Here is a 24934-nt window from a genome sequence, read left to right on the forward strand (position 1 = left end):
TGAATGGCATGGTTTTCTTGGCAACAAGCAAAGCAACTTGATCCGAGTTTAAGTGTATTAGACGGCTTCTTCGCTGTCCCTCCAGTAAAGGTTCAAACGGTTACTGGGGGGGGCTAACTAATCGTTGTTGGCGATTGGAAACTTCAGAGGGTCTTGCATATGTCTGGCGACCAGCCAGTGTAGTGTGCAAGGCCTTTTCTATTTCTCGCCATAATGAGTATCAAGTTCTCAATACTATAGAGCCTTTGCAACTGGGTCCAAAGCCTGTTTTTGTCCATGAGCTTGGCTTGTTGGTTGAGTGGGTAGAAGGAGAGACGCTCACTCGGAAGGGGATAGAACTCAAAGAGCTGTTACCTATTGCTGCATGCATTCACCAATATCCTGCTGGCGCAATTCCTTTGGTGCCGTTTTCATATATCTCACGAGTTGACCATTATTGGATACAGTTGGAAGGTGTTTATGAGAACACTGAGTTTGAGCAGCTATACCAAAAGTGGCGCTCTGAACCGTCTGTTGCGCCTGTGCCTGTCTCTTTATGTCACTTTGACCTTGGTTGCTACAATCTTGTTCGAGGTCAGGAAGGGGTAAAAGTGATTGACTGGGAGTATGCTGGATTAGCCGATCCGCGTTTAGACCTGACATTGGTTCTCCAATTGGCAGAGGCTCCAATTGTTCAAGGTGTTGAGAGCTACTGTGCTATTCGAGAGATAGAAGATGTTCAGCTTTGGATTGATGGCGTAAAAGCATGGCAACCAAGAACACTCATGATGGCTATGTTGTGGTATTTATTGGCTTATAAGTTATGGGGTGATGAACAATACTTAAACAGTGCGAATGAATTTAAAGACTCATTATGTATTGAAGATCACTGTTTTGAGACATAATGACATTTGTCGCTTTCACCACATGGAAATAGTGGTAGTTTAAAGTGAAGTACCAGATATACACAGGGAGAGGTACAAATGATTATTTACTTGCATGGCTTTGATAGTACAAGCCCAGGTAACCACGAAAAAGTTCTTCAACTTCAGTTTATCGATGATGATGTTCGTTTCATCAACTACAGTACACTTCATCCTAAGCATGATATGCAGCATTTACTCAAAGAAGTATCTAAAGTAATCGACCAGTCTGATGATCCAAAGCCTCTAATTTGTGGTGTAGGTCTAGGTGCATATTGGTCAGAGCGAATCGGTTTTCTTTGCGGCATTAAGCAAGTGATGTTCAACCCGAACTTGCATCCAGAAAATACGATGGCAGGGCGTATTGACCGTCCTGAAGAGTACGAAGACATTGCGACCAAATGTGTCGAGCAGTTTCGTACGAAAAACAAGGATCGCTGTTTGGTGATTTTGTCGAAAGAGGATGAAATCCACGACAACTCAAAAACCGCGGCAGAACTGGATAAACACTACGAAATCATTTGGGATGAAACCCAAACCCATAAGTTCAAGAAGATCTCACATCACCTGCAAGCGATGAAGGCATTCAAAAACGCCTAACTTGCCCTAGAGAGAACAAACTTATCTTGTTTAAACAGCACTTTTCGAAGTGCTGTTTTTGTTTCTATTCGTGCTCAAACGAACGACACCGATTCTGCAAGATTTTACATTTTGTATCGATTTATCATCTTGATTTATTGATTTAACCTTTTGTGGCACGAAAACGATACCGTAAAGCAGACGAAAATTAGCCAATCCGTATCTCTAGTAAGGATTTTTGTTGCCATCAAAGTATTGCTCTATATAATGAACTTGGTAAAAATAATTTGATAAATATCAAAAAAAATTGAGAGCGAGTAAAAAACTTGCCCATTTGTTGTCTGAGATCGTGTGTATCAGGCAAGTAAACCGATAACCGTTAATCCGTAATTAAGCATAAATAATATGGTATCGGCATTTATCCAAAAGTGAGCTCACCTCTAGAGACCAAAGAATTCATCGGTTGGATGTATGACCGCAATGTGATTGTGAGTCAGCATCGAGCTGAACCCATATATTCATTTTTGTAGAGGATAACATTGTGACACGCATTATCGTTGTAGGCGGCGGTGCTGGTGGCCTTGAGTTGGCAACCAAACTGGGCCGCACTCTGGGTCGTAAGAACCGAGCGCAAATTACACTGGTAGACCGTAAAGCGAGCCACTTGTGGAAACCATTGTTGCACGAAGTAGCAACAGGTTCTTTGGACGAAGGCGTGGATGCATTGAGCTATCGTGCTCATGCGAAGAACCACAGCTTTGACTTCCAAATGGGCAGTCTTCAAGACATTGACCGCGAACGTAAAGTGATCATTCTAAGTGAGCTTAAAGACGATCACGGCGAACTTCTAATGCCAAGCCGTGAGCTAGAATACGACATTCTAGTGATGGCTATCGGCTCGACATCAAATGACTTCAACACACCTGGTGTCCGTGATAACTGTATCTTCCTAGATAGCCCAGAACAGGCACACCGTTTCCGTAGCGAGATGAACAATGAGTTCCTAAAGCTGCACGCAAAAAATGGTAACGGTACTGTAGATATTGCCATTGTAGGCGCAGGTGCAACAGGTGTTGAACTTTCAGCAGAGCTACACAATGCGGTGAAAGAATTGCGTACTTACGGCTTTGGCGACTTAGATTCTAGCAAGCTAAACGTGAACTTAGTTGAAGCAGGTGAGCGCATTCTTCCTGCACTTCCACCACGTATTTCTTCTGCGGCGCATCAAGAGTTGGTTAAGCTTGGCGTAAACGTGCGTACAGCTACGATGGTGACGCAAGCGGATAAAGACGGTCTGACGACGAAAGACGGTGAGAAAATCCCAGCACAGATCATGGTATGGGCTGCGGGCATCAAGGCCCCTGATTTCATCAAAGACATCGCTGGTCTAGAAACTAACCGTATCAACCAGCTTGTGGTGAAAAACACGCTACAAACTACGCGTGACGATGACATCTTCGTTATTGGTGACTTGGCACAATGTACTCAGCCTGATGGCTCTTTTGTACCGCCACGTGCTCAAGCGGCGCACCAAATGGCCAGCCAAGCGTTCACTAACATCGTTGCTAAGCTAAATGGCCGTGAACTGAAAGCTTACGAATACAAAGACCACGGCTCTTTGGTTTCTTTAAGCCGCTTTTCTACGGTTGGTAGCTTGATGGGTAACCTAACCAAAGGTTCGATGATGGTTGAAGGTCGTATCGCGCGCGTGGTTTATATTTCGCTATATCGCATGCACCAAATGGCGCTGCATGGCGTGATTAAGACAGGCCTGATGATGTTGGTTGGCCGCATCAACCGCGTACTTCGTCCAAACTTGAAGCTACATTAATACTTTATGATTTGGCTCTTTACTCTGATTTGGTAAAGGGCGAAATAAAGGTCAAAACAAAAGCCACCGTATATCGGTGGCTTTTTTATTCTAAATCGCTAGGAAGCAGTGAATACACTACGCCATCTTTCGGCTTGCCATGGAAGATAAAACGGTTTCTGGCAACCGCTTCTTTCTGTGCTCCAATGGATTCAATTAACGCCTGACTAGCGGTGTTATCTAAATCGCAGACGATTTCTACGCGAGTCAAATTGAGCTTGGCGAAACAGAATTCCGCGAGTGCGCGAATGGATTCTTGCGCATAGCCTTTGCGTTGATAGCGGTCCGCTACCCAATAACCAATACTCGCCATATTGAAGGTATGGTAAAGCTCATTCACAGCGGCCATGCCAACGAGGTTGCCACTTTCACGTTCATAAACACCAAAACCGAAAGCCTCTGTCTTAACCCAGTTTAATCGTGTTGCCAGCAAAAAGTCTTGGGCTTCTTTGAGTGTGATATCTTGATTACACCAATCGAGCCAATGGTGCAGAGAAGGGGACTCAGCCAGTATACGTTGTAGGATGTGTGCTTCTTCTGAAGGAATAAGCCTGAGTGCTAAACGAGGGGTGATGATTTCAAAATCAGGCTCATGAACCAATACAACTTCCATGCTAGATTCTAGATAAAATAAAGCGCAGCAAATGCTACGCTTTAATTTTTTAATGATTATTGAACGCGACGCACTTGGATGATCATGCCCATTAATGGGTTGTCTAGGTAGTGAGTCTCACTACTGCGCATACGACGCTTCTGATCCATACGGTAGCTCTTCAAGAACGTTTCTTCAGTCACTGTAGGTGAAATTTCAGCTAGGTTTCCTACTTGAACATTCCCTTCAACTTCACCAAACTCTTGTGATTGCTCTTCTAGAGGCTGTGCCTCGAAACGAACTTCACGAACACTTGGCTCTCTAATGTCCATCGTAGTTTCTGCAAATAGATAGTGCTGAACGTAAATTTGTAGCTTTCCATCCAACTCGTATAGTGGTCCTGTAATACTTTCTTCAGTGTAACCATCAGATTGTAAAGACAGAGCGTTACCGTTTCTTTGGCTGCCATCAGAGTTGTATACTCCTGAAAAGTCTTTGCCGCCTACGATACGAAATACGGGAGCGCTTGCCTTACCACGGTCGCCTTGTCTCCAAGCTACGTGCTTAAGCACTTTAAAGCCAGCGTGGTTACGTAGAGCGGCTTCCTGAGAGTTTAATTGATAAGCTGAACGAGGTAGGAGAGTAACGCCTTTAGCTTGGCGATATGAATCACTCTCTAAACTGCCAACATTATCCATCTCAATTTTTGGAAGTTGATTTGGCCAAGACTCAGTGGTGCTTTCTGCGTCTACTGCTCGCTTGAAAATAATTACTTCAATATCAAACTGACGCGCAGCCCAAGATGGCATTGAAACGCATAGAAGTAACAATGGGATCAGTATTCTCATTCGACTATTAGCTCGTTGGTAATAAATTCTGTTTAAAATCATTCAGTAAGTCTTGAACAAACTGAATGCGTTTACGTCGGTCCGTCAATGGTACGCTAAACTTGAACTTAGTTGGACCTTCCATTGCAAATTTTTGCGGCTGTGATTGCAGGAGTTTAACTAAATACGCTGGGTTTATGTCAGCATCAGGGTAAAACTCAATGAATCCCCCTTATCATGCGCCTCAATCTTCTTCGCCTTGAGACTTCCTGCCCCAATTTTCAGTTCTGAGACAGATAGAAGGTTCTTCGCAGCATCTGGTAACAAACCGAACCGGTCAATCAATTCTACTTTTAGCTCAGACAGAGCCTCGTTATCAGTAACACTTGCAATGCGCTTGTACATGGATAGACGAGTGTTCACGTCAGGAATGTAATCATCCGGCAGTAGAGCGGGGATACGCATTTCTATCTCTGTCTGCTCGCGAAGCAGGTCATCCAGTGATGGTTCTTTACCTTCTTTCAATGCTTCAACCGCTTGTTCAAGCATCTCCATATACAGTGTAAAGCCAACTGATTGAATTTGACCACTTTGTTCGTCACCTAAAAGCTCACCAGCACCACGGATCTCAAGATCGTGTGTTGCTAGAGTGAAGCCTGCACCAAGATCCTCCAGTGAAGCAATTGCATCAAGACGTTTGATGGCATCTTTGGTGATCGCTTTCGGATGCGGTGTCAGCAGGTAAGCATATGCTTGGTGGTGTGAACGACCAACGCGACCACGAAGTTGGTGCAATTGCGCCAAGCCTAGGTTGTCAGCACGATCCATGATGATCGTGTTGGCTGTCGGAACGTCGATACCCGTTTCGATGATGGTGGTACAGACAAGCAAGTTGAATCGCTGATGATAGAAGTCATTCATGATGCGTTCTAACTCGCGCTCACGCATCTGACCATGGGCGACGGTCACTCGCGCTTCTGGAATCAGCTTTTGCAGATCTTCTGCTGTCTTTTCGATGGTTTCGACTTGGTTGTGGAGGAAGTAAACCTGGCCACCACGCATGATTTCACGTAATGCCGCTTCACGAACGACGGAATCCTCGCGTTGACGTACAAAGGTCTTGATTGCCAAACGACGGGCTGGTGGTGTCGCGATGATAGACAAGTCGCGCATACCACTCATTGCCATGTTTAATGTTCGCGGAATCGGAGTTGCGGTAAGCGTAAGGATATCCACATCGGCACGCATCGCTTTTACTTTTTCTTTCTGGCGCACGCCAAAGCGGTGTTCTTCGTCAACAATCAATAGCCCAAGGTCTTTAAACTTGATGTCGCTAGAAAGTAGCTTGTGAGTACCTACCACGATATCAACTTTGCCGTCAGCAACATCTTGGAGGATGACTTTCTGTTCTTTTGCCGATTTAAAGCGCGATAGTACTTCAACGCGAATTGGCAAGTTGGCAAAGCGGTCACGGAAGTTTTCAAAGTGTTGCTGTGCCAGCAGGGTGGTTGGCACCAATACGGCGACTTGTTTGCTGTTGTCAGTAGCAACAAATGCAGCGCGCATTGCGACTTCTGTTTTACCAAAGCCTACGTCACCACACACTAGGCGGTCCATGGCTTTCGCTTGGCACATGTCAGACAGAACAGCATTGATTGCCATCGACTGATCATCAGTTTCTTCAAACGGGAAAGTCGCTTTGAAGGTCGCGTATTGACCACGGTCGAGAGCAAACTTGTAACCCGGTTTCAACTCGCGCTTAGCGTAAACGTCGAGAAGCTCGGCAGCCACGTCACGGACTTTTTCAGCGGCCTTACGACGAGCCTTCGCCCATGCTTCACCACCGAGTTTATGCAGCGGCGCGCTCTCTTCAGCACCACCTGAGTAACGGCTGATTAGGTTTAATGAAGACACAGGAACGTAAAGCTTGGCATCGTTTTGATACTCAAGGGTCACGTACTCTGTTTTCATTCCACCGGCTTCAAGTGTTTGCAGGCCAATGTAGCGGCCGATACCGTGGTCGATGTGTACAACTGGCTGACCTGGTTTTAGCTCGGCGAGGTGGCGAATGACGGTGTCACTGTTGACGGTCTTTTTGTCTTTACGACGACGCTGAATTACGCGATCGCCCAGTAGATCACTTTCACAGATAAGTGCGAAGTTCAGCTCTTCGTGAATAAAGCCATGTTCTGCTGCGCCTAAGATCAAGCTGAATCGATCTTTGGAATCCAAGGCTTGGTAAATTGATTCATGTACCACAGGGCGAATTTTGATGCCTTGTAGTAATTCAGTCAGTGCTTCTCGGCGGCCTTCGGATTCTACCGAAAAGACGATTTTTCCTGTGAATTGCTCACTAAACTGGCGTAGACGAGAAAGTGGTTCTTTGTTCTGCTGTTGTACACCCAGTTCAGCCAGAGACTGTACTGCGAGGTTTTGGCGACCAGTACGTTTTACAACTTTATCTAGACTTAACAGGGCTTGAGGCAGTTGCTTAATTTGCTTGAATAGCTCGTCCTTTTTTAGCCACAGTTCATGAGGGGCTAATAACGGGCGAAGTGGATCGATTTTCTTTTGGTCGTAACGATAGTCGACGTCATTCAAGAACGTGTCCACAGCGGCTTCGATGTCGCCATAAACGATCAGTTGTGAATCATCTGGTAAGTAATCAAACAGGGTTTCTGTGTGCTCAAAGAACAGTGGCTGCCAGTATTCGATACCTGCAGGCCATGTCCCTTTGGTTACTTGCATGTAGATGGACTCAGGCTCGCGACGAGCTTCGAATTGCGTACGCCAACGAGTTCGGAAATCTTCGATTGCTTCTTTTGTGGTTGGAAACTCGTGCGCTGGCAGCAATTGGATTTGCTGAATGTCGTCGATCGAACGTTGATTTTCTGGATCAAAGGTACGGATGGTATCGATCTCATCATCGAAGAAGTCAATACGATATGGATCGGAACTGCCCATCGGGAACAAATCAAGGATTGACCCACGGCTAGCGTATTCCCCCGGCCCAAATACTTGATCCACATGACGGTAGCCAGAATTATCTAACTGAGTACGCAGTTTTTCTAGTGAGAATTGATCGCCTGTTTTCACCATCAAAGTATGTTGCAGCAAGAAGTCGCGAGGAGACTGGCGTTGTAAGATGGTACTTACAGGTACGATAGTTACACCATTGCGTTGGTTTGGCAGTTGGTATAAGCGTGCAATTCGATCAGAAATGATTTCTTGGTGCGGAGAAAAGTTATCGTAAGGCAGCGTTTCCCAATCAGGGAATAGACTGACTGGCTGATCGGTGAACTGTTCAATTTCTGCTTGAAGCTTCAACGCAATTTGCGGATCTGGTACAACAAGTAGAGAGTGGCTAGCATGCTGTTTTGCCAGCTCTGCGATTGCCATAGGTAATGCTGCGCCGGGTAGGTTGCCCAGCTGTTTTTTATCGCCACGCTCAGACGGATTCGTGACGGAGAGAATCGTTGCTTTTGTCATGGTACTTATTTGTTATCTCGCTCTAGTGAGCGCTGACGGAGTAATTTTTGCTGCTGGTATAGCGCGGCCTTAATCAATAGATCTTGGTCTGCTTCTCTAAGTAATTTGTACTTGAGAGTGATCAGATGCCCATGCTCTGATGATTCGCATTCTATTACCTGAGCGTAGCAGTAAATCGCAGCGGCTGGGTGGTCTAAGAAGAGCTTCACCCGAACCAATTGCCCTACCTCTACCAAAAGGTTGGAGCGGTAGCTTAATTGACTGGCACCAAATTGCGTGGTTTGAGAGCGCTGGGCGGGGTCGTCTTGCTGAGAAAGCATAAAGCTTAGCAAAAGATTAAGCTTTGAATTTTGCGTATCCAACAAGCTGATTACGTGTTTAAGATCTTTGTTCTGTAGCTCTAACCGAGCACTATCAGCGAGCATATCCAGTTGACTAAACTCGCTAGCCACAATGAATGGTGCAGGGATTTCTGCGAGAAATGATTCTTCACTTGGCAAAAGGTAATCTTCACTCATCACCTCAACATTAATAGTTAGGTTGTGGTGTACGGTGAAGTATTCTTGCTCAGTCATATTTAGTGTCCTTTTGCCAAACGAGCACTTCTCTTTCCTATAGTGAAAGAGGAAGGTAAGGCATTGATTATCGCTAACTGACTTAACTTATCAAGTTTCCTTGCTCTGTCAGGCTGAACTTTCTTAGAGAAAAATGGACTTATTGCATGTCGTTGACAAATTTAGCGATTATCTTGTCTTCTTCATAGTAAGAGTAAGGTAAGATAACCTGTATTAATTAGCTAAGTATTGGCTCCATTATTAGAAAACCAGTTGGTTTGTCCTATATGTATCATCCTATCTCTTTGTTTATTGGCATAAGGTATCTTCGGGGACGCTCCGGGGATAGATTCAGTCGATTCGTTTCTTACATGTCGACCGCAGGTATCACCATTGGTGTGATGGCGTTGGTAACGGTACTTTCGGTCATGAATGGCTTTGAGGCTCAGCTAAAGGAACGCATCTTAGGTGTTCTTCCTCATGCGGTGATTTCCCAGCACGATGGTAAAACGCCCGTTAGCGAGACTGCACCCCAATTTATCCAAAACATGTCGACAATCGCTGCGCCTGAACCGATTGTTCGCGGTGAGGCTGTGATCCAAAGTTCAGCGCAGCTAACCGCTGGTTACTTGATTGGTATCGAGCCTAAACTTGGTGACCCCATTTCTAATCATTTGATTGCTGGCCGTTTATCCTCCCTTAACGCGGGTGAGTATAAGGTTTTCCTTGGTCACAGCTTGGCGCGCTCTCTTAAAGTGTCGATGGGTGACAAAGTCCGCTTAATGGTGACCAATGCGACGCAATTTACCCCATTAGGTCGAATCCCAAGTCAACGTAACTTTACGGTGGCGGGCATCTTCAATACTGGCTCTGATGTTGATGGCCAGCTCATGATCGTCAATATGACCGATGCTTCTAAGTTGATGCGTTTGCCAAAAGGTACGGTGTCGGGTTGGCGCGTATTCTTCTCTGACCCATTTATGGTGACTGAGTTTGCAGATAAACCAATGCCTGACGGTTGGCAGTGGAGCGATTGGCGAGCGCAGCGCGGCGAGCTTTTCCAAGCGGTGAAAATGGAAAAGAACATGATGGGCTTAATGCTAGGCCTGATTGTTGGCGTTGCGGCATTTAATATTATCTCTGCGTTGATCATGGTGGTGATGGAGAAGCAATCGGAAGTCGCGATTCTCAAAACCCAGGGTATGAAGCAATCTCAAGTGATGGCGATTTTCATGGTGCAGGGCGCGAGTAGTGGTGTGATTGGTGCGATTGTTGGTGGCGCGGTCGGCGTTGCTTTATCGCTCAATCTCAATGCCATTCTGGAAGCGGCAGGTGTTGCTTTGTTTAGCTTCGGTGGTCACTTGCCAATCGTGATTGATTCATTCCAAATTTTATTAGTGGTAGTGCTGGCGATTGCTCTGAGTCTAGCTGCCACTGTTTACCCGTCTTACCGAGCATCTTCTGTTAAACCTGCTGAGGCACTTCGCTATGAATAAGCTATTAGAATGTCGTGATATTCGTAAAGTCTACCGAGAAGGCTCGTTAGATACGGAAGTGTTGAAAGGCGTGAGTTTTGATATCGACAAAGGGGAATTGGTCTCTATTGTTGGCTCATCTGGCTCAGGTAAGAGTACGTTGCTGCATATCCTTGGCGCTTTAGATGATGCATCTCAAGGTGAGGTGGATTTTCTGGGACAGAACTTGTCTGCGCTAAGTTCAAACAAGCAAGCGGCACTGCGAAACAAACACCTTGGTTTTGTCTATCAGTTCCATCACCTATTGGCTGATTTCACAGCAGTAGAAAACGTTGCTATGCCATTGCTGATTGGTGGCGCAAAAGTCGCGGATGCAAAAGCGGAAGCAAAAGCTCTGCTTGAAAAAGTTGGCTTAGGACACCGCATGGACCACCGTCCTTCGGAGCTGTCTGGTGGCGAACGCCAACGTGTTGCGATTGCCCGTGCTTTGGTCAACAAGCCTGATTTAGTATTGGCGGATGAGCCGACGGGCAACCTAGACCACAATACCGCATTGGCGATTTACGATTTGATGCGTGAGCTAAACCAGGAATCGAACATCGCTTTCTTGGTGGTTACCCACGATAACGAGTTAGCCGCGAAAATGGACCGTCAAATGCACATGCAAGATGGGTTGCTGGTGGATCGCTTTACTATTCAAACAGCGACTGCGGAGGGCTAATTTTGTTTTCATCTTTAGCATTGATGATCGGTGGCCGTTTTAGTCGCGCGAAAAAGCGCAACAAGATGGTGTCGTTCATTTCCCTCTCTTCCACCATTGGTATTGCGGTTGGTGTTGCGGTGATCATTATAGGTCTATCCGCTATGAACGGTTTTGAGCGTGAGCTACAGTCACGTGTTTTATCGGTAATCCCACATGGGGAGTTAGAAGGGGTAAACGGTCCGCTACATAACTACACCAAGACCATGAACCAAGCCTTGAAGCATGAACACGTTGTCGCAGCGGCGCCTTATGTTCGATTTACTGGCTTGGCAGAGAAGGGCAGTAAGCTTAAGGCGATTGAAGTGCGCGGTGTGGATCCTGCTTTTGAACAAGCGGTGTCGAGCATGTCGGAGTTCATTGACCCAGAAGCATGGCAAAACTTTTATGCGGGCCAACAGCAAGTGATCTTAGGCCGTGGTGTGGCGAATGAGCTTAAAGTAGATGTAGGTGATTACATTACTTTGATGATTCCCCAGACTAGCAGCACTAATAAGGTTCAAGCACCAAAACGAGTTCGCGTTAAGGTGGCTGGATTTTTGACTCTTAATGGTCAAATCGATCACTCATTGGCTTTAGTGCCTCTGGAGGATGCACAAGCTTATGCGCGCTTGGGTGATGGTGTCACGGGTATTTCGCTTAAAACCGATGATGTACTTAACGCGCCTTCCATTGTGCGTGAAGTGGGTAGCCTGATTGATGTGTATGTTTACCTGAAAAGTTGGCAACAACAGTTCGGCTTCTTGTATCGCGATATTCAGCTCGTTCGTACCATCATGTACTTGGTGATGGTATTGGTCATAGGTGTGGCGTGTTTCAACATCGTATCGACACTAATGATGGCGGTGAAAGATCGCGCTGCCGAGATTGCGATTCTTCGTACTATGGGCGCAAAGGATGGTTTGATTAAGCGTATCTTTGTGTGGCAAGGCGTGTTCTCGGGTGTATTTGGCAGTCTTGCTGGCAGTGTGGTTGGTGTTCTTGTTGCGTTAAATCTCACTCCAATCATCAAAGGGCTAGAAGCTTTGATTGGTCACCAATTCCTTTCGGGAGATATCTACTTTGTCGACTTCTTACCATCACAATTGCATTGGCCTGATGTTGCTTTGGTTTCAATTACGGCGATTGTGCTTAGCTTGCTAGCGACATGGTACCCTGCATCCCGCGCGGCGAAACTTAATCCAGCTGCGGTATTGAGTTCAAAGTAGTTGATAGAACTTAGCGAAGCGCTGGTAACTAACTGACACAAAAAAGGACCGAATCTCGGTCCTTTCTTTTATCTGCAATCTAACTATCATCTCTGCTGTGGCTCGGTAGCTTTCATACTTGAGTTACAACACCTTTCACGCCGAACGTTAAGCGTTTTCCATTCGATGCTTTGCAACCTGCCAATTGAAGAATAAGTACTTATCGTATCTTACGTTTTTGCCAGCTTCTTACTACTGAGTAACGCCAAAGTCCGCGAATACCAAAGTAGCCAATAATGGCAGAACCAACACCACAAATGGCACAACCAAGTAAAAATGGAGGCCCAATGGTGTTCATTTGCTCCATGATGAATTCCCACGACAGTTCAAAGTGGAAAGGCTGTGGTGGTACGTGCATGACCAATGCACCAAGCTTATAAGCAAAGTAGAACAGTACTGGCATAGTAATTGGGTTACTGATCCAGACAAGTGCTACGGATAGAGGCAAGTTGACACCAAGCATGATGGCAAGACCTGCAGCCATGATCATCTGACTCGGAAGCGGAACAAACGCCATAAACAGACCAACAGCAAAAGCACCTGATGCAGAGCGACGATTTAGACACCATAAGTTTGGATTGTATAAAACGTTGCCGAAGACTTTCAGTGCTTTTTGGCGCTTGATCATTTCATGATCTGGCATGAAGCGTTTTATCAGCTTTCTAGGCATAGGACGACATGACTCTCTCAGAAAAAAGTTTGGCCTTGGCGTTATTTGTAGCAAGCGTTTTTTCATCTGCGTGGTGGCCGATGATGCCGAGTTGGCATTGGTTGCTGCTGGGTATTTTTGCCGTTGGCTCAATAATCAAACTACGTCGAGGCTTAATGTGCATTGGCGTAATTTGGGGCTGTATGGTGGTTATTGCCCATGGCAATGTCATGGAACAACAAAAACAAGCCCTGTTTAAAGCAGGGGTGAATATTACCATAAATGGCAAAGTTGACAGCCCTTTTACGCAAATAAGTCACGGATATGAAGGAATTGTCGTTGTTAGCCACGTAAATTCTCAATCTCTCTTACCATTTTTTAAACCAAAAGTTCGGTTGATAACCTCAATTCCACTTGGTGTTAACAGTGAAATTAAGGCGGAAGTAGAGTTAAAGCCGATTACGGGCTTAAAAAACGAGGTTGGTTTTGATTCAGAAAACTTTTCTTTAAGTCAGGGGGTTGTGGCAAGAGCGACTTCGATGAAAGACAGTCGCTGGATTGTTCGCTCAAAAAGCGCTCTCAGACAAACACTCATCGCGCGTATTAACGCCAGTATTGCAGGTTTATATAATGAACCTTTAATAAGAGCTCTGAGTTACAGCGATCGCTCATTACTTACTCCCGACTTATGGAAAAGCTTGCGAGACAGTGGACTTATTCATCTAGTATCCATTTCTGGTTTACACATTGGCATGGCGCTCTCATTTGGCTGTTTTCTTGGCTTTTTGTTTCGTCTTGCAATTCCGTGGGCTAATCATTTGCCCTACATCTTTGGGCTAGTTTTCGCTGTTGCTTATTCTTGGCTTGCTGATTTTTCGTTGCCAACTGTGCGCGCCCTAAGTGTATGCGCGATCTATTTGTTTCTTAAGTACCATAAACTGCATTGGCCAAGTTGGAGGATTTTACTGCTCGCCATTAGTGGGCAACTTTTAGTCGAGCCGTTTTCTTTCCTAGGTAGCAGTTTTTGGTTGTCTTACTTATCGGTAGTTGCGGTGCTTGTTGTACTTAATATTGTTTGGATGAACCAATATAGTTGGCTTAACATTTTAAAGCATATCATCGCAGTTCAACTTGCTCTGTCGCTGTTCATTTTGCCAATTAGCGGCTACTTTTTTTCAGGTTTTAGCGCAGTATCTCCCCTTTTTAATCTGATTTTTATCCCTTGGTTTAGCCTGGTTGTGGTTCCTATGATATTTATAGCGCTACTTTTCACCTGCTTGACCGCAGATGTTTTTAGTTGGGTATGGATATTCGTCGATGGGGTACTTTGGCCTCTAAATTGGGCGTTAGGATTGGCTGAGGAAACTTGGTTTGCTGTTAGTGATGACTCACTTATTCTTATAACGTTGATATTGTTTTGCTCATTTGGGCTTCGTTTTCTTACTGTAAATAGCATCCTACTCATCATCGGTATTGCCACGCTCTATCTCGTCTTTCCCTTTAAACAGTACTATTGGCGTGTTGATGTTTTAGATGTGGGCCACGGGCTATCAGTGTTGCTTGAGAAAGACGGTAAGGCATTGCTCTATGATACGGGGAAATCATGGAGTGGGGGGGAGCATTGCTGAAAGAGTTATCTCGCCTATCCTACATTCAAAAGGGCATTCTCAAATTGACGCTTTGATCCTAAGTCATTTGGATGATGACCACGCAGGAGGAAGGAGGTTCTTAGAAGAGAATTTTGAACCTAATGATAAGTTCAGTAGTCAGCTTCTGCCGGATTATCTTCCTTGTATCGAGGGCGAAGCCTGGTATTGGCAAGGGGTGAAGTTTGAAGCAATCTGGCCACCTAAATTAGTAAGGCGTGCTTTTAACCCTCACTCGTGCGTCATTAGGGTCGTTGATCCTGTTTCTAACTTTCGAATTTTACTAACCGGAGATATTGAGGCCATTAGTGAATGGATTTTAATCAGACGACCAGAACTGTTAGATAGTGATATCGTGATTGTCCCCCACCATGGCAGTAAAAGCTCTTCTAATCCCAAGTTTATTGAAGCAATAAACCCTCAAATAGCCATCGCTTCTTTGGCTAGAAATAATAGGTGGGGGATGCCATCCCCATCTGTACAGCAGGCCTACACGTCTTTGGGCACATCATGGTTTGATACTGGAGAATCTGGGCAGGTGAGTATTTATGTATGGCGGGATTTTTGGCGATTAAAAACTCAACGTAACAAGATGTTTGAGCCTTGGTATAGGCAGATGCTGCGTAAGGGAGTAGAATAAGAGTCTTAATCTAAGAAAATAAAGCACTTCTATGTCGATAAATACTGATGAAACGACCTGGCAGACGTTTAAGCGTCTGTGGCAATTTATTCGCCTTTACAAATCAGGACTTGCCGTAGCCGTTGTTGCATTGGTCATCAATGCCGTTTCTGATACCTATATGATTTCATTGCTTAAGCCTCTATTAGACGAAGGTTTTGGCAGCGCAGAGTCTGACTTCTTACGCACACTTCCACTTATCGTTTTTGCGATGATGTTTATTCGTGGTGTGAGTGGGTTTGTTTCCACATATTGCTTAAGCTGGGTGTCGTCGAATGTTGTGATGCATATTCGTAGAATGGTTTTTAACCATTTTATGCATATGCCGGTCTCATATTTCGACAAAGAAAAAACGGGTAACTTGTTGTCACGCATTACTTATGATTCTGAACAAGTGTCTGCAGCAACCAGCCAAGCATTGGTGAGCATCGTACGTGAAGGTGCGAGCATCATCGGTCTTCTTGTGTTGATGTTCTACAACAGCTGGCAGCTATCATTGGTGCTGTTTGCTGTTGCTCCCGTAGTTGCTTGGGGCATTGGTGTTGTTTCTAAGCGATTCAGAAAAATTTCAAAAAACATGCAGACCATGATGGGGCACGTGACGGCTTCCGCAGAGCAAATGCTGAAAGGCCACAAAGTCGTACTTAGCTACGGTGGCCAAGATATTGAACGTCAACGTTTTGATATTGTAAGTAATCAAATGCGACAGCAAAACATGAAGTTGGTAACGGCCCAAGCGGCGGCAAACCCAATCATTCAGATGATCGCGTCTATTGCAATAGTCGTGGTGCTATACCTAGCAAGTATTGATTCAATCAAAGAGCAACTGACTCCGGGTACGTTTACTGTTGTATTCTCAGCAATGTTTGGTCTAATGCGTCCACTTAAAGCGCTAACAAACGTAACCTCACAGTTCCAACGCGGTATGGCAGCGAGCCAAACCTTGTTTGCCCTGGTAGACCTAGAGCCTGAGAAGAACGAAGGTAAGTTCACTGTAGAACGTGCGAAAGGTGATGTTGCAGTGAAAGACGTCAGTTTTACATACGAAGGTGCGGAAAAACCAGCGCTTGACAACGTGAGCTTTGATATTCCCCGTGGTAAGACGGTGGCTTTGGTTGGTCGTTCTGGCTCAGGTAAGAGTACCATTGCGAATTTGTTCAATCGTTTCTACGACGTTAGCGGTGGTTCTATAACACTTGATGACCATGACATTCGTGACTATGAACTAAAAAATTTACGTGAGCAGTTTGCTCTGGTTTCTCAAAACGTGCATTTGTTCAACGATACGATTGCAAACAACATCGCGTATGCGACGGAAGAGCAATACACTCGTGAAGATATTGAAAAAGCAGCCAAGCTTGCCCATGCAATGGAATTTATCAGCAAAATGGAAAACGGCTTGGACACCATGATTGGTGAGAACGGTGCAAGCCTTTCCGGTGGTCAGCGTCAACGTGTAGCCATTGCTCGAGCTTTATTACGTGACGCGCCAGTTCTGATTCTTGATGAGGCAACGTCTGCTCTAGATACCGAGTCTGAACGTGCAATCCAATCTGCTCTGGATGAACTACAGAAAGACAAAACTGTATTGGTGATTGCACACCGACTGTCAACGATTGAGAATGCTGATGAAATCCTAGTGGTGGATGAAGGTGCGATCGTTGAACGTGGTAACCATGCTGATTTGATTGCTAAAGACGGAGCATACGCTCAACTTCATCGAATCCAATTTGGTGCCTAAGAGCTGTGGTTGAAAAAATCTGGTTCGAAAACCATCCTCTCAAATACCTGCTGTGGCCGCTTTTGTGGCCACTGAGCTTGTTGTTTGGTGCGTTCAGTAAATCTAAGCGTCAACAATATCAATCAGGTAAAAAACAAGCTTACAAAGCGCCAGTGCCTGTAGTAGTGGTTGGTAACATCACAGCTGGGGGCAATGGAAAAACACCAGTTGTTGTGTGGCTGGTGGAGCAATTACAACAGCTTGGTTACAAACCGGGCGTTGTGTCTCGTGGTTATGGGGCGAAAGCGCCGCAGTACCCGCTTGTTTTGGATGACAATACACCAGCGAAACACTGTGGTGACGAGCCGAAGCTGATTTACCGTCGCACTGGTGCGCCTGTCGCTGTAGACCCGGTTCGTGCCAATGCGGTGAAAGCATTGCTTGAAACTGGCGTTGATATCATTATTACTGACGATGGCCTCCAGCATTACGCTCTAGAGCGAGATATCGAGCTCGTTATCGTTGATGGTAATCGCCGCTTTGGCAATGAAAGCCTTATTCCACTAGGTCCACTTCGTGAAGGGGTAGAGCGTCTTGCTGAAGTCGACTTTATCATCACGAATGGCGGTCAAGCTCAGCAAGGCGAAATGCCAATGTCTTTAGCGCCATCAAAGGCGATAAACCTGAAGACAAAACAACAAGTCGAGGTGAGCGAGTTAAACGATCTTGTTGCGTTTGCGGGGATAGGGCATCCACCACGATTTTTTAATACACTTAATGCAATGAATGCAGACGTCAAAGTGACGAAAGGCTTTGCCGATCATCAAGACTTTGACCAGCAAGAATTACAAGCATTGGCTCAACAAGGAGCTAATGTGATTATGACAGAAAAAGATGCCGTCAAATGCGACAGTTATGCGCAAGACAATTGGTGGTATCTGCCCGTTTCTGCACAGTTTGAATCAAACGATGCAGAACGAATTTTAAATCGAATAAAAGAGGTTAAAGCGACTTATGGATCACCGTCTGCTTGAGATTGTAGCTTGCCCTGTGTGCAAAGGTAAGCTGACGTACGATAAAGATAATCAAGAGTTGATCTGCAAACTGGATCGCCTTGCTTACCCAATCAAAGAAGGTATTCCTGTTCTGCTTGAGCCAGAAGCACGAACCATGAGCATGGATGAGGGACGCTAATGTCTTTTACGGTTGTCATTCCTGCGCGCTACGCGTCGAGCCGGTTACCCGGTAAGCCATTGGCAGACATTGGTGGTAAGCCAATGATCCAGTGGGTCTATGAGCAAGCGCTACAGGCGGGTGCTGAAGATGTGATTATCGCGACGGATGATGAGCGCGTATCTGTAGCGGTAGAGCAGTTTGGTGGTAAAGTTTGCATGACTTCTCCAAATCATGAATCTGGAACCGAGCGTTTAGCAGAAGTGGTAGAAAAGATGGCTATCCCGGCAGATCATATCGTGGTCAATGTTCAGGGTGATGAGCCATTGATTCCACCGTCTATTATTCGTCAAGTGGCTGACAACTTAGCGGGTTGTGATGCGCCAATGGCAACGCTTGCGGTTGAGATCGAATCGGAAGAAGAAGTCTTCAACCCGAATGCGGTAAAAGTAGTGGCGGATGAGCGTGGCTATGCTATGTACTTTAGCCGAGCAACGATTCCGTGGGATCGTGACAACTTTGCCAAGCAAGAAAAAACGATCGCGAACCCATTGATGCGCCACATCGGTATCTACGCTTACCGAGCGGGTTTCATTAATACTTACGTGAATTGGCAGCCAAGTGCACTTGAGCAAATTGAGTGTCTGGAGCAGCTTCGCGTGCTTTGGTATGGCGAAAAGATTCACGTTGAAGTCGCAAAAGAAGCACCAGCAGCCGGTGTGGATACTCCAGAAGATTTAGAAGCGGTACGCGCCATTGTTGCTAAGCAAGCACAATAAGCTCGGTATTGTTTTCCAAATTAGAAAGGCTCCTCATCGAGGAGCCTTTTTTGTCGGTATGTTAGCTTAGATGTCGTATAGGTTAGATATTGGTATCGTACTGATTCCGTTTTGGACAAGTTGAGAGGATCTCTCTGTGTCCGGTGTCTTTCACTTCCTCGAGAATTACGTCAAAGCCCCATAAGCGATAAACATGCTTTAATACCTCGTCATAACTGCTATCAAGAGGAATTCGGTTGTGAGGAATATATTGCAGTGTTAAAGAGCGATCACCACGAACGTCAACGTTGAAGACTTGAATATTGGGCTCCAGATTTGCCAAGTTATATTGCGCAGCGAGGGTTTCCCTAATGCGTTTGTAACCCATTTCATCATGAATAGCGGCAACTTCGATGAAGTTTTTCCGGTCATCATCATTAATCGCAAAGAGCTTAAAGTCGCGCATGAGCTTCGGTGACAAGTATTGGCTAATAAAGCTCTCGTCCTTAAAGTTATGCATGGCAAAGTGAACCGCATCTAACCAGTCTGTTCCTGCCAATTCTGGGAACCACTCTTTGTCCTCGTCTGTCGGCTCTTCACAGATGCGTTTGATATCTCGAAACATCGCAAAACCAAGTGCATAAGGTTGATACCGTTGAAGTAAGGGCTATTGTATGGCGGTTGTGCGACCACGCTTGTATGGCTGTGTAGAAACTCGAGAATGAACCTCTCAGAAACCAAACCTTCATCATAGAGATGATTGAGAATGGTATAGTGCCAGAACGTTGCCCAGCCTTCGTTCATTACTTGAGTTTGTTTCTGTGGATAAAAGTATTGGCTTACCTTACGCACGATACGAACAATCTCACGTTGCCAAGGCTCAAGCAATGGAGCGTGTTTTTCAAAGAAGTAGAGCAGGTTCTCTTGGGGTTCACTAGGGAAGCGGACCTTCATGTCTTCTTCTTTGGTTTTGGATTGTGGCACTGTACGCCAAAGTTCGTTAACCTGAGATTGCAGGTAAGCTTCACGCTCTTCCTGGCGAGCTTTCTCCTCATTGATCGAAATCTTTTCCGGACGTTTGTAGCGGTCTACACCAAAGTTCATGAGTGCATGGCAAGAATCGAGCAATTGTTCGACTTCGTGCACGCCATATCGCTCTTCACATTCCGCAATATAATTCTTTGCGAACAGAAGATAATCAATGATCGAACTTGCATCGGTCCAAGTTTGGAACAGGTAATTGCCTTTAAAGAACGAGTTGTGCCCATAACATGCGTGAGCGATAACAAGCGCCTGCATGGTGATGGTGTTCTCTTCCATCAAGTAGGCAATACATGGGTTGGAGTTAATGACGATCTCGTAAGCCAACCCCATCTGACCGTGCTTATAGTTCTGCTCTGTTTGTATGAACTTTTTACCAAACGACCAGTGATTGTAGTTGATGGGCATACCGATACTTGAGTACGCGTCCATCATTTGCTCTGAGGTAATCACCTCAATTTGGTTAGGGTAGGTATCGAGACGGTAATGCTCCGCGACACGCTTGATTTCTTTGTGGTAACGCTCAAGCAGCTCAAAGGTCCAGTCTGGACCATCTGGCAGCATATTCTCTCTGCGCTTCTTCGAGGCTTTTCCCGAAAGGTTTGTTGTTGCAGTGTTCATTGCCCACCTCCTTACGCCGTTTCTTTTTTGAATAGTTCACGAAAGACTGGGAAGATATCCTCCACAGAGCGGATATTTTTCATGGCGAAGTTTGGAAATTCTTCTGAAAGTTTTTCATATTCATGCCACAGCGTTTGGTGTGAGCGTCGTGTGATTTCAATGTATGAGTAATACTGACAATTCGGAAGCAATTTATTCACAAGTAAATCACGGCAACGAGGCGAGTCATCAGCCAGTTATCACCGTCAGATGCCTGGGCAGCATAGATGTTCCATTGGCCCACGGGATAGCGGTCTTGGACGATCTCGTTCATCAACTTGAGCGCACTTGATACAATTGTCCCGCCAGTTTCTTGCGAATAGAAAAACTCATGTTCATCGACTTCTTTCGCTTGGGTGTGGTGACGAATGAAGACGACTTCAACGTTCTCGTAGGTACGTGTTAAGAACAGGTACAGAAGCACGTAGAAGCGCTTTGCAATATCTTTGGTGGCTTGGTCCATAGAACCGGACACATCCATCAGACAGAACATCACTGCTTGGCTCGACGGAACAGGGCGTTTCTCATAGTTCTTAAAACGTAAGTCGAAAGTGTCAATGAAGGGTACGCTTTCTATTTTCTTACGCAGATCCTCAATTTCTTTCTTAAGACGATTTTCTTCAAGCTGTTGAGCTGGCTCGATGTTTTTGATTCGGACAAGCTCTTCTTCTAATTCATGAAGAAGGCGTTTCTTACCTGCTGTCATGGCGGTGCGACGTGCCAACGACTGTTGCAGTGAACGAACAACGGCAATGTTGGATGGAATACCTGCCGTTTGATAACCTGCTCGGTGTGTTTTCCATTCTGTGATTTTGGCAATTTGGTTTTTCTCAAGATTCGGTAGCTCTAAATCTTCAAACAAGATATCGAGGTATTCATCTTTTGAAATTTGAAAAACGAACTCATCTTGGCCTTCGCCGTCGGGGCTGGCATTGCCTTCACCAGCACCGCCGCCTTGGCCACCGCCTTTCGGGCGTTCGATCTTGTCACCAGTGATAAATTGGTCGTTACCAGGGTGCACGCGGTCGCGCACGCCTCCTTTACCCTGATGAAACATAGGTTCATTGATGTCTTTGTGCGGTATAGAGACGTCTTCGCCCGTTTCCGTGTTCGTGATCGAGCGTCGATTCACTGCGTCAGCTACCGACTCTTTAATCTGCTCTCTATGGCGCTTCAAGAAGCGCTGTCGATTAACAGCGCTCTTGTTTTTGCCATTGAGCCTTCGGTCTATAAATTGCGCCATGAAATAGCCCTCTTCATGTTTCACAAGCGACCTAACTCAAACTAGTTAGGATGACTTACGTACTCGTAGGTACCACTCAGAAAGTAGGCGAACCTGTTTCTCGGTATAGCCTTTTTCCATCATGCGAGCGACAAAGTCGTCGTGCTTCTTCTGATCTTCAGAAGAGGTTTTCGCATTGAACGAGATAACCGGAAGTAGCTCTTCAGTATTGGAGAACATTTTTTTCTCGATTACCGTGCGCAGTTTTTCGTAGCTGGTCCAAACTGGGTTTTGACCATTGTTATTGGCTTTCGCACGAAGCACAAAGTTGACGATTTCATTTCGGAAATCTTTAGGGTTAGAGATGCCAGCCGTTTTCTCGATCTTCTCTAGTTCTGCGTTTAAAGATGCTCGGTCGAATAGCTGACCAGTTTCTGGGTCACGGTACTCTTGGTCTTGAATCCAAAAGTCGGCATAAGTGACGTAGCGGTCGAAGATATTTTGACCATACTCAGAGTAGGATTCGAGGTATGCAGTCTGAACTTCTTTACCAATGAACTCTACATAACGAGGTACTAGATAGCCCTTCAAGAATTCAAGGTATTTCTCAGCAATTTCAGAAGGGAATTGCTCACGCTCTACTTGCTGTTCAATTACATAGAATAGGTGAACAGGGTTCGCTGCTACTTCTGTTTGGTCGAAGTTGAATACGCGAGACAAGATCTTAAATGCAAAACGGGTTGATAGACCGTTCATTCCTTCATCAACACCTGCATAGTCACGGTATTCTTGATAACTCTTCGCTTTTGGATCGGTGTCTTTCAGCGTTTCGCCATCGTATACACGCATTTTCGAGAAGATGGATGAGTTTTCAGGGTCTTTCAGTCGTGAAAGAATACTGAATTGAGCAAGAGTTTCGAGTGTGCTTGGTGAACAAGGTGCTTTAGACAGTTCACTGTTTTCAAGCAGTTTCTGGTAGATCTTCACTTCTTCCGACACTCGTAGACAGTAAGGCACTTTCACAATGTAAACACGGTCCAAGAACGCTTCGTTGTTCTTGTTATTGCGGAAGGTTTGCCACTCAGATTCATTTGAGTGCGCCAGAATCATACCGTCGAATGGAATCGCCGATAGACCTTCAGTTCCGTTGAAGTTGCCTTCCTGAGTCGCAGTCAAGAGTGGGTGTAGCACCTTGATTGGCGCTTTGAACATCTCAACGAATTCCATCAAGCCTTGGTTCGCTTTACACAGCGCGCCAGAGTAGCTGTAGGCATCTGGATCGTCTTGTGAGTAATGCTCTAACTGACGAATATCGACCTTACCAACTAGGGACGAAATGTCTTGGTTGTTTTCATCACCCGGTTCGGTTTTTGCGATACCAACTTGATCCAAGATGGATGGACGCACCTTGAGTACTTTAAACTTGGTGATGTCCCCGCCAAAGTCGTGTAAACGCTTTGCAGCCCAAGGAGACATGATTGACCGCAAGTACCGATGTTCAATACCATATTCTTTTTTAAGAATCTCCCCATCTTCAACTGGATTAAATAGACAGAATGGATGGTCGTTTACTGGGCTTCGTTCGCCATTTGCGCTCAAAACATAAATAGGCATGTTTTCCATCAATGCTTTCAGTTTTTCGGCAAGAGATGACTTACCACCACCGACAGGGCCGAGTAGGTATAGGATTTGTTTGCGTTCTTCCAGACCTTGTGCAGCATGCTTGAGATAAGAAACAATCTGCTCAATCGCATCTTCCATACCATAGAAGTCTTTGAAGGTTTCATAACGCGAGATGACACGGTTAGAGAAGATACGGCTCAATCTTGGATCTTGGGCAGTATCAATGACTTCTGGCTCTCCGATAGCCAAAAGTAGGCGTTCTGCAGCATTCGCGTAAGCGCTTTTGTCGTCTTTACACAGGGCTAAGAAATCCTGTAACGACATCTCTTCATCTTTTGCAGCTTCATATCTTGATTGATAGTGGTCGAAAATACTCATGTCGCTTTCCCCTTTAACTAGTCAGTCTACCGACGAACGTTGACGCAGGCTTACCCACCTTCAATATGCTCTTCGTTGTATGAGCTTATACGTCCTATTATCACGTTTGGTTTGTACTCTAGGTCAGCTAAACAACACCAAAGACTTTGCTTTATGGACAAATTTCACAACAACTGAGAACGATGGATAAGTACCTTTCAATCACTCCCTTTCTCCTTCTAAGCCTAGTCGGGGATTTCCAATTTTGCTTAACAATTATGAATTTATTGCAAAAGTGACATTTGAATCACTGTTTAGAGAATTAACAATTTGAGCTGTGAATAGGAGCGATAGAAATCAGATACGTGGCTTTGAATCACTGAGATTAGTGATTTGTGTGCAAGTTACAGAGAATGAAAGACTTAAGCGTGCTTAACGCATGAGGCTGAATTGTGATAGGGGAAAAGAAAAAGGAGAGCCTTTGCTCTCCTTTTCAGATACTTGCTGGATTATGCACTAAAGATTTGCGCCAGTTCGTTTGCACACAAGTGGTATTGACGAGGGCAGTTGCGCCAAGTTTTTAGCATGCGACGGTATTTGTCTAGCATTGGCATTTGGCTATTGAAGTGATGGTCCGCTTTATCAAATTGAGGGTAAAGACCTTCTGAATCCACTAGGAAGCGTACGTAATGCACTTGTTGTGCTTCCGTTGCGATATCAAAGCCAAGAAATTGAAGACGACGTTGATCTACATTACTACGCTCTTCATCATCCAGCATTTTGTGCGACTCTTGCATTGCATGGTACATCTCCATGATGTCGATGATTTCACGACATTCAGTTTCAGTTATGCAGCCAAAATCTTTGTTCAACTCGCGCATCTGTAGCTCGTAACCACGCTCCACAATCGTTTGTAGACGCTCGTATTTAGCCGCGTTGTTAGGGTCAAGCTGAGACATTAGGTTGTACTGGTTTGATAGGATCAAACGTTGAGCGTTTGACATTTCCATGGTGACCTCACTAAATAATCTAATACATTTTTAATGTGCTTAGGTTAACGTTTCGGACGAAGGTGAAACATGATCTCAACACATATTTAATATGAAAAATG

The 24934-nt window shown here is 45.2% G+C and carries 17 protein-coding genes and 4 pseudogenes; 11 read left to right on the forward strand and 10 right to left on the reverse strand.

Annotated elements, in window-relative coordinates:
- Window positions 1-3 precede the first annotated feature (3 nt).
- From thiK to B853_RS04730, 3 genes and pseudogenes are all read left to right on the forward strand, one after another.
- A pseudogene (thiK, locus tag B853_RS04720) lies at window positions 4-884 on the forward strand (thiamine kinase).
- Window positions 885-962: 78 nt separating this feature from the next.
- Window positions 963-1502 (forward strand): alpha/beta hydrolase YcfP, encoded by a 540-nt coding sequence (ycfP, locus tag B853_RS04725; RefSeq protein ID WP_038882762.1) that lies wholly within the window; start codon window positions 963-965, stop codon window positions 1500-1502.
- A 520-nt stretch (window positions 1503-2022) separates the two neighbouring features.
- A complete protein-coding gene (locus B853_RS04730) occupies window positions 2023-3312 on the forward strand; it encodes an NAD(P)/FAD-dependent oxidoreductase (RefSeq protein ID WP_038883813.1) in 1290 nt (429 codons plus the stop codon).
- An 85-nt stretch (window positions 3313-3397) separates the two neighbouring features.
- Here the strand turns inward: B853_RS04730 and B853_RS04735 are convergent, their stop codons facing one another.
- The 4 genes and pseudogenes from B853_RS04735 to B853_RS04750 all read right to left on the reverse strand — a co-directional run bounded on the left by B853_RS04735 (window position 3398) and on the right by B853_RS04750 (window position 8834).
- Window positions 3398-3964 (reverse strand): GNAT family N-acetyltransferase, encoded by a 567-nt coding sequence (locus tag B853_RS04735; protein WP_128826810.1) that lies wholly within the window; start codon window positions 3962-3964, stop codon window positions 3398-3400.
- A 56-nt stretch (window positions 3965-4020) separates the two neighbouring features.
- Window positions 4021-4791 carry a peptidoglycan binding protein CsiV gene (locus B853_RS04740; protein ID WP_081641160.1) on the reverse strand — a complete coding sequence of 257 codons (771 nt, stop codon included), beginning with the start codon at window positions 4789-4791 and terminating at the stop codon, window positions 4021-4023.
- Window positions 4792-4798: 7 nt separating this feature from the next.
- Window positions 4799-8259, reverse strand: a pseudogene (gene mfd / locus B853_RS04745) (transcription-repair coupling factor).
- 5 nt (window positions 8260-8264) lie between these two features.
- On the reverse strand, window positions 8265-8834 hold the full coding sequence (locus B853_RS04750) for a PilZ domain-containing protein (protein ID WP_038883822.1): 570 nt from the start codon (window positions 8832-8834) through the stop codon (window positions 8265-8267).
- 266 nt (window positions 8835-9100) lie between these two features.
- On the opposite strand from B853_RS04750, the gene lolC reads away from it, so the two are divergent.
- The 3 genes from lolC to lolE are packed head-to-tail and all read left to right on the forward strand — an operon-like array spanning window position 9101 to window position 12256.
- Window positions 9101-10309, forward strand: a complete 1209-nt coding sequence (gene lolC, locus B853_RS04755) for a lipoprotein-releasing ABC transporter permease subunit LolC (protein WP_038883824.1) — start codon at window positions 9101-9103, stop codon at window positions 10307-10309.
- A complete protein-coding gene (gene lolD / locus B853_RS04760) occupies window positions 10302-11009 on the forward strand; it encodes a lipoprotein-releasing ABC transporter ATP-binding protein LolD (protein ID WP_010447138.1) in 708 nt (235 codons plus the stop codon). Before lolC ends, lolD begins: the two co-directional genes overlap by 8 nt.
- Window positions 11010-11011: 2 nt before the next feature.
- A complete protein-coding gene (lolE, locus tag B853_RS04765; RefSeq protein WP_038883826.1) occupies window positions 11012-12256 on the forward strand; it encodes a lipoprotein-releasing ABC transporter permease subunit LolE in 1245 nt (414 codons plus the stop codon).
- 199 nt (window positions 12257-12455) lie between these two features.
- On the opposite strand, the gene B853_RS04770 is transcribed toward lolE, so the two are convergent.
- A complete protein-coding gene (locus B853_RS04770; protein WP_010447143.1) occupies window positions 12456-12965 on the reverse strand; it encodes a DUF2062 domain-containing protein in 510 nt (169 codons plus the stop codon).
- An 8-nt stretch (window positions 12966-12973) separates the two neighbouring features.
- On the opposite strand from B853_RS04770, the pseudogene B853_RS04775 reads away from it, so the two are divergent.
- The 5 genes and pseudogenes from B853_RS04775 to kdsB all read left to right on the forward strand — a co-directional run bounded on the left by B853_RS04775 (window position 12974) and on the right by kdsB (window position 18941).
- Window positions 12974-15230, forward strand: a pseudogene (locus tag B853_RS04775) (DNA internalization-related competence protein ComEC/Rec2).
- A gap of 31 nt (window positions 15231-15261) precedes the next feature.
- Window positions 15262-17010, forward strand: a complete 1749-nt coding sequence (gene msbA / locus B853_RS04780; protein WP_010447147.1) for a lipid A ABC transporter ATP-binding protein/permease MsbA — start codon at window positions 15262-15264, stop codon at window positions 17008-17010.
- 5 nt (window positions 17011-17015) lie between these two features.
- Window positions 17016-18023, forward strand: coding sequence for a tetraacyldisaccharide 4'-kinase (gene lpxK / locus B853_RS04785; RefSeq protein ID WP_038883828.1), 1008 nt, complete (start codon window positions 17016-17018; stop codon window positions 18021-18023).
- Window positions 18004-18183, forward strand: coding sequence for a Trm112 family protein (locus tag B853_RS04790; RefSeq protein WP_005378451.1), 180 nt, complete (start codon window positions 18004-18006; stop codon window positions 18181-18183). Before lpxK ends, B853_RS04790 begins: the two co-directional genes overlap by 20 nt.
- The gene (gene kdsB / locus B853_RS04795) at window positions 18183-18941 is read left to right on the forward strand and encodes a 3-deoxy-manno-octulosonate cytidylyltransferase (protein WP_038883829.1); all 759 of its coding nucleotides are present in this window, start codon (window positions 18183-18185) and stop codon (window positions 18939-18941) included. The genes B853_RS04790 and kdsB overlap by 1 nt, the downstream gene beginning before the upstream one ends.
- A gap of 82 nt (window positions 18942-19023) precedes the next feature.
- Here kdsB and B853_RS26335 read toward each other — a convergent pair whose 3' ends face one another.
- From B853_RS26335 to B853_RS04820, 5 genes and pseudogenes are all read right to left on the reverse strand, one after another.
- A complete protein-coding gene (locus B853_RS26335; RefSeq protein ID WP_249027394.1) occupies window positions 19024-19545 on the reverse strand; it encodes a SpoVR family protein in 522 nt (173 codons plus the stop codon).
- Entirely contained in the window at window positions 19458-20582 is a 1125-nt protein-coding gene (locus tag B853_RS04800; protein WP_249027395.1) for a SpoVR family protein, read from the reverse strand. Before B853_RS04800 ends, B853_RS26335 begins: the two co-directional genes overlap by 88 nt.
- An 11-nt stretch (window positions 20583-20593) precedes the next feature.
- A pseudogene (locus tag B853_RS04805) lies at window positions 20594-21864 on the reverse strand (YeaH/YhbH family protein).
- A 45-nt stretch (window positions 21865-21909) separates the two neighbouring features.
- Window positions 21910-23844 (reverse strand): PrkA family serine protein kinase, encoded by a 1935-nt coding sequence (locus B853_RS04810; protein ID WP_038883832.1) that lies wholly within the window; start codon window positions 23842-23844, stop codon window positions 21910-21912.
- Between the two features lie 488 nt (window positions 23845-24332).
- Window positions 24333-24833 carry a YfbU family protein gene (locus B853_RS04820; protein ID WP_038883833.1) on the reverse strand — a complete coding sequence of 167 codons (501 nt, stop codon included), beginning with the start codon at window positions 24831-24833 and terminating at the stop codon, window positions 24333-24335.
- Window positions 24834-24934: the final 101 nt, after the last annotated feature.

Source organism: Vibrio rotiferianus CAIM 577 = LMG 21460 (genome assembly GCF_002741985.1).
GTDB lineage: Bacteria > Pseudomonadota > Gammaproteobacteria > Enterobacterales > Vibrionaceae > Vibrio > Vibrio rotiferianus.

Bases quoted from the DNA above. Each gene is read 5' to 3' on its own strand.
- ycfP (WP_038882762.1), top strand. From the start codon at position 963: ATGATTATTTACTTGCATGGCTTTGATAGTACAAGCCCAGGTAACCAC.
- B853_RS04735 (WP_128826810.1), bottom strand. From the start codon at position 3,964: ATGGAAGTTGTATTGGTTCATGAGCCTGATTTTGAAATCATCACCCCT.
- B853_RS04740 (WP_081641160.1), bottom strand. From the start codon at position 4,791: ATGAGAATACTGATCCCATTGTTACTTCTATGCGTTTCAATGCCATCT.
- B853_RS04750 (WP_038883822.1), bottom strand. From the start codon at position 8,834: ATGACTGAGCAAGAATACTTCACCGTACACCACAACCTAACTATTAAT.
- lolC (WP_038883824.1), top strand. From the start codon at position 9,101: ATGTATCATCCTATCTCTTTGTTTATTGGCATAAGGTATCTTCGGGGA.
- lolD (WP_010447138.1), top strand. From the start codon at position 10,302: ATGAATAAGCTATTAGAATGTCGTGATATTCGTAAAGTCTACCGAGAA.
- B853_RS04770 (WP_010447143.1), bottom strand. From the start codon at position 12,965: ATGCCTAGAAAGCTGATAAAACGCTTCATGCCAGATCATGAAATGATC.
- msbA (WP_010447147.1), top strand. From the start codon at position 15,262: ATGTCGATAAATACTGATGAAACGACCTGGCAGACGTTTAAGCGTCTG.
- B853_RS04790 (WP_005378451.1), top strand. From the start codon at position 18,004: ATGGATCACCGTCTGCTTGAGATTGTAGCTTGCCCTGTGTGCAAAGGT.
- kdsB (WP_038883829.1), top strand. From the start codon at position 18,183: ATGTCTTTTACGGTTGTCATTCCTGCGCGCTACGCGTCGAGCCGGTTA.
- B853_RS26335 (WP_249027394.1), bottom strand. From the start codon at position 19,545: ATGTTTCGAGATATCAAACGCATCTGTGAAGAGCCGACAGACGAGGAC.
- B853_RS04800 (WP_249027395.1), bottom strand. From the start codon at position 20,582: ATGAACACTGCAACAACAAACCTTTCGGGAAAAGCCTCGAAGAAGCGC.
- B853_RS04810 (WP_038883832.1), bottom strand. From the start codon at position 23,844: ATGAGTATTTTCGACCACTATCAATCAAGATATGAAGCTGCAAAAGAT.
- B853_RS04820 (WP_038883833.1), bottom strand. From the start codon at position 24,833: ATGGAAATGTCAAACGCTCAACGTTTGATCCTATCAAACCAGTACAAC.